Origin of the sequence: Methylomonas rivi (assembly GCF_024505165.1) — a bacterium.
Lineage (GTDB): Bacteria > Pseudomonadota > Gammaproteobacteria > Methylococcales > Methylomonadaceae > Methylomonas > Methylomonas rivi.
Window position 1 is genome coordinate 1 of sequence record NZ_JANIBK010000198.1, and the last position, 5,269, is coordinate 5,269.

The 5,269-nt window shown below is 54.1% G+C and carries 3 protein-coding genes; all 3 read right to left on the reverse strand.

The window, feature by feature from the left end; genetic code table 11:
• Window positions 1–419: 419 nt before the first annotated feature.
• Entirely contained in the window at window positions 420–803 is a 384-nt protein-coding gene (locus NP596_RS19550) for a hypothetical protein (RefSeq protein ID WP_256617080.1), read from the reverse strand.
• A 123-nt stretch (window positions 804–926) separates the two neighbouring features.
• Window positions 927–2,861 carry a molecular chaperone HtpG gene (htpG, locus tag NP596_RS19555; protein WP_256617081.1) on the reverse strand — a complete coding sequence of 645 codons (1,935 nt, stop codon included), beginning with the start codon at window positions 2,859–2,861 and terminating at the stop codon, window positions 927–929.
• Window positions 2,862–2,993: 132 nt separating this feature from the next.
• Window positions 2,994–5,114: a RelA/SpoT family protein gene (locus tag NP596_RS19560; RefSeq protein WP_256617082.1), complete on the reverse strand. Its 2,121-nt coding sequence runs from the start codon at window positions 5,112–5,114 to the stop codon at window positions 2,994–2,996.
• Between the last annotated feature and the right edge of the window lie 155 nt (window positions 5,115–5,269).

The window sequence follows — 5,269 nt, forward strand, 5'->3', positions numbered from 1 at the left end:
CCTGACTTACAGTTCCAGTTATATCACCGAGAGGGTTTCATTCCCCTGATGCCGCGCCGAGCACCGGAGGGTTTGAGCGGATTTGCCCGACAGGGGCGCGGCAGGGAAGCCGCGCGTTTTTCGCAAGGGCTGGGATGCCCTTTCGAAAAACCCCGTTCAAATCCGAGGAGCGCAGGGAAAAAGCGGCATGGGGCGGCCTTTCTTTTGGATACTTTTCTTTGGCCGTCCAAAGAAAAGTATCGCGGTTGCCGGTCCGCGAACCGGCGTTAAATCAGGCTTCGCGGTAGCGAAACAATATTCATCCCAGTTTTAAATTCCGCGTGGGCACAAAAACCGTGCCCACCCTACATGGCTTCCCGACGGCGAAAGCAAAAGGTACGCGGTGCATACCCTACAGAGCTATCCAGCGTAGGTATCATTTAGGTTTCAACAACCTTCTGCCCTTTTGGAAGACGAGTTCTGCCTCTTTCGTAAATTTCATGTGCGCGACGGATATAGAAAGCTGCTGCGGCAAGCTGCCTTGGAGATTCAACTTTGCATTCGCTATACCCAGACATTCCAGCCTTAATTGGAAGTTCTGGTAACGGAGCGAATTCTTCTGGTTTTCCTCTTAGGCTAATAGCAATGTTCTTGACTCGCTTCCAGTGAGGCTCTAATGTTACAAAATTATTTGGCCGCATTACCCACCTAGCATCACTCCTCTCAAATAGACCACCTTCTGCCAGCGCTTCGCAAAAATCTGCCAATGCCAGTCCTATCGAAGTAAGTTCGCTGAGGTTGCTCAGTTCGTTTCGAATATTCATCTTTCGTTTCCTTGAAACATAACCAGTAATTGAATAGAGCTGTGTATTATCGCAATAATCGATATACGGCTCCAACCATAACAAAAAAGGCCGGTTTCCCGGCCTTTTCCAAATAGGATCAGGTTACTTCAATAACCCCTGCAACAACCCATTCAACTTCTGCACAAACGCCGCCGGGTCGTCCAACTGGCCGCCTTCGCTCAGTATGGCCTGGTCGAACAAAATATGGCTGATGTCGGCGAAGCGAGCATCATCCTGTTCGTTTTTCAAGGCCTGCACGATGGCGTGGTCAGGGTTGATTTCGAAAATCGGCTTGCTGCCGCCCATGCCCATCATGTTCATGGATTGGCCGGCTTCTTTCATGATGCGTTCCATATTCAGGCTCATGTCGTAAGCGCCGGTGACCAAGCAGGCCGGCGAGTCGGTCAGGCGGTGGCTGACTTTGACTTCGCTGACTTTGTCTTTCAATACCTCCTGAATTTGTTTCAGCACCGATTCAAAATCTTTGTTGACTTCTTCCTGGTGTTGTTTCTCTTCTTCGGTATCGAATTTGTCCAGATCCAGCTCGCCCTTGGCAATCGACTGCATGTGTTTTTCGTCGAATTCGGTCAGGCTGGATACCAGCCATTCGTCGATACGGTCGGACAATAACAATACTTCGATGCCTTTTTTGCGGAACACTTCCAGGTGCGGGCTGTTTTTGGCGGCGGCGAAGCTGTCGGCGGTGACGAAATAAATTTTGTCCTGGCCTTCTTTCATTCGGCTGACGTAGTCGGCCAATGAGACGTTTTGGGTTTTATCGTCGGTATGGGTGGACGAGAAGCGCAGCAGTTTGGCCACGCGATCCTTGTTTTTGTGGTCTTCAATCGGACCTTCCTTGATGACGTTACCGAACTGTTCCCAGAATTGCTGGTATTTTTCCCCGTCGTTTTCGGCCAAATCTTCCAGCATGCCCAATACCTTTTTCACCGAGCCGGCTTTGATGTTGCTGATCTGTTTGCTTTGTTGCAGGATCTCGCGCGATACGTTCAGCGGCAAGCTGTCGGTGTCGATGATACCGCGCACGAAACGCAGGTAGCGCGGCATCAATTGCTCGGCGTCGTCGGTGATGAAGACTTTTTTGATGTACAGCTTGACGCCGTGCTTGGCGTCGCGGTCCCACAAATCGAACGGTGCGCGGCCGGGTACATATAGCAGCAAGGTGTATTCGTTGGTGCCTTCCACTTTGCTGTGTACATGCATCAGCGGGTCTTGGAAGTCGTGCGCTACGTGCTTGTAAAACTCGTTGTATTCTTCGGCGCTGATGTCGTCCTTGTTTTTGGTCCATAACGCGGACGCGCTGTTGACGGTTTCGTCTTCGACGCGGGCCGGCGCGGTTTCGTTGCCTTCTTCGTCTTTTTCGGCCGGGATTTCCTTGTCCATGATGATGGGCAAAGAGATATGGTCGGAGAATTTTTTGATAATGGAGCGCAGTTTCCAGCTGTTTAGAAACTCGTCTTCGCCCTCTTTCAGGTGTAGCACGATTTCGGTGCCGCGGCCGGCTTTATCGACGGTTTCGATACTGTAATCGCCTTCGCCGGCCGATTCCCAGCGCACGCCTTCTTCATGGGATGCGCCGGCTTTACGGGTGGTCAGCGTGACTTTGTCGGCGACGATGAAGGCGGAGTAAAAACCCACGCCGAATTGGCCGATCAGTTCGCTGTCCTTGGCTTGGTCGCCAGTGAGTTTTTCGAAGAATTGCTTGGTGCCGGATTTGGCGATGGTGCCGATGTGATCCTGCACTTCCTCGCGTGTCATGCCGATGCCGTTATCGGTGATGGTGATGGTTTTTTTGGCTTCGTCAAACGCAACACGGATTTTCAGTTCGCTGTCGCCTTCGTACAGGCTGTCGTTGGCCAGGGCTTCGAAGCGCAGTTTGTCGGCGGCGTCGGACGCATTGGAGATCAGTTCGCGCAGGAAGATTTCCTTGTTGCTGTACAAGGAGTGAATCATCAAATGCAGCAGATGTTTCACTTCGGTTTGAAAACCCAGGGTTTCTTTTTTTGCTTCTACAGTCATAGTGTTACTCGTGCAAGTTAAAAAACGGGACTGTGGCTAACTGGGGATAGCGAGCGGGTTTTTCAAGTCTGTTGCCGAAAAATCCGGCGGCGAAATGCTTAGGCAAATGCCGGGGGTGGCGGCAAAATCGGCTCAAACCTTGCGTCGGACATCCGTCACATTTGGCAGCTGGCTGATTCGCCCCAGTACCAGGCTCAACTGGTCGGTATTTTCGATCTGCAATTGCAGGTTCAGGGTGGCCGATTGGTCGGGGTGGGTTTTCAGCGAGGCGTCGGTAATGTGCACCTTGGCGAAATGCAGCAGCTGCGAGACGTCGATCAGCAGGTTGTCCCCGCTTAAGGCTTCGATGACGATGGGTACGCTGTGGCGGGCATGATGGCTGCCGCTCCATTCGGCCGCGACCAGCCGGCTTTGTTGTTCCGGGCTCAGGTGCAGGATGTTGGCGCAGTCCGTGCGGTGGATGGTAATGCCGCGGGTGTGGGTAATGTAGCCGACGATGTCGTCGCCGTTGACCGGGGAGCAGCAGTGCGCCAGACTGGTGACCAGGTTATCCATGTCCGCCACCGTAACGGTCGATTTGGGACTGGTTTGCGGCGGCGAGAGTTTAAACGATGCCGGCGCCAGTTCCGGTATTTTCAATGCGCCGGCCAATTGCCGGTTGTTGATGTCGCCGCGGCCCAGCGCCTGGTACAAATGGTCGGTATCCGGCATTTTGAAATGGCGGAGCAGTTCGTTCAGGTCGACGCTTTTTAAGCCCAGCCGTTTGCTTTCCTTGTCCAGCAGGCTTTTGCCGGCGGCGATGTTGTCGCCGAGCTCCTGTTGTTTAAACCAGCTTTTGACTTTGCCGATCGCGCGCGGGGTTTTTAAATAGCCCAAGTTCGGGTCCAGCCAGTTGCGGCTGGGGTGGCCGTTTTTGACGGTGATGATTTCCACCTGTTCGCCGGATTTTAACGGGTAGGTCAAGGGTTTGATCTGGCCGTTGACCTTGGCGCCCCGGCAACTGTGGCCGATGTCGGTGTGTATGGCGTAGGCGAAATCCAGCGGCGTGGCGCCCTTGATCAGGTCGACCAGTTTGCCTGTAGGCGTCAGCACAAACACCCGGTCGGAAAATAGTTCGGTATGAAAACTTTCCAGCAGGTTGTCCTGGCCGCGTTCTTCCAGCAATAAACGTAGCGAAGTGATGTTTTTTTCCGAAGCGGCGTTGTGGCGGCCGCCTTCCTTATAACGCCAGTGCGCGGCGACCCCGAGTTCGGCGAATTCGTGCATGGCGCGGGTGCGGATCTGAATTTCGATACGGTTGCCTTGTTTGTCCACCACCACGGTATGCAGGGATTGATAGCCGTTTTCCTTGGGGTTGGCGATATAGTCGTCGAATTCCTTGGGGATGTATTGCCAGCGGCCGTGCGCCAGACCCAGCACGGTATAGCAGGCGGTGACATCGTCGACGATCACGCGGACCGCCAGCAGGTCGTAGAGCTCTTCGATCGGCAGCTGTTTACGGCGCATTTTGCACCAGATGCTGTAAATGTGCTTGGGGCGGCCGTAGACTTTGGCGTTGAGGTGGTGTTCGTCCAGCGCTTGCCGCAAGTCGTGCAGAAATGTGTCGATGCAGGCTTCGCGTTGAACGCGCTTATCGGCCAGCGATTCGGCAATGCCGCGATAACGGTCCGGGTCCAGGTAGCGGAAGGCCATGTCTTCCAGTTCCCACTTGAATTGGCTGATACCCAGGCGATTCGCCAATGGCGCGTAGATATCCAGGGTTTCCCGGGCGATAAATTTGCGGATCTGAGCGTCTTCCTGGGCCAGGCCGCGCAGACGTTGAATGCGATAAGCCAGTTTGATCAGCACCGCGCGCACATCGTGGGTCATGGCCAGCAGCATGCGGCGCAGGATTTCGGTTTGGTTAGGCTGGTTAGCCATGTCCTGATTGTAAATGCTGACCTTGTTCAGCCAGTTGACGTCTTTTACCAAAGCGGCGACCACGGGGCCGAACCGCTTAGTAATACCGGCTTCGTCCAGATAGCCTTCAAGGCGGGAGTCGCTCAAAACAGCGGCCAGAATGGAATCGATATCGATGTGAACCGCGGTCAAAATGCCGGCGACATCTATGCCTTTGGGACGGGGGCTGTGCTGGGGCCGAGAATTATTTGCGCAAGCTTGTTCGACTAATAAAAGCGCTTGATTGACCAAGGCGAGATCGCTGGCGGACAACTCGGGGAATAGGGTCTGGACAATGCCGGCATCGTTATGCATGTCGGCATTGTAAAGCACTCGGGGCGACTTTTGCCGGAGAATCGGTTGTCGGCTTGAGCGTTTTGGGTTTGGAGGCCCCTGCTGGAGCCGGGATTAATGAAGGCATGGGTTTTTTAAGGCGCCACACCCAAAAACGGCGGGGCCATGTCGACATG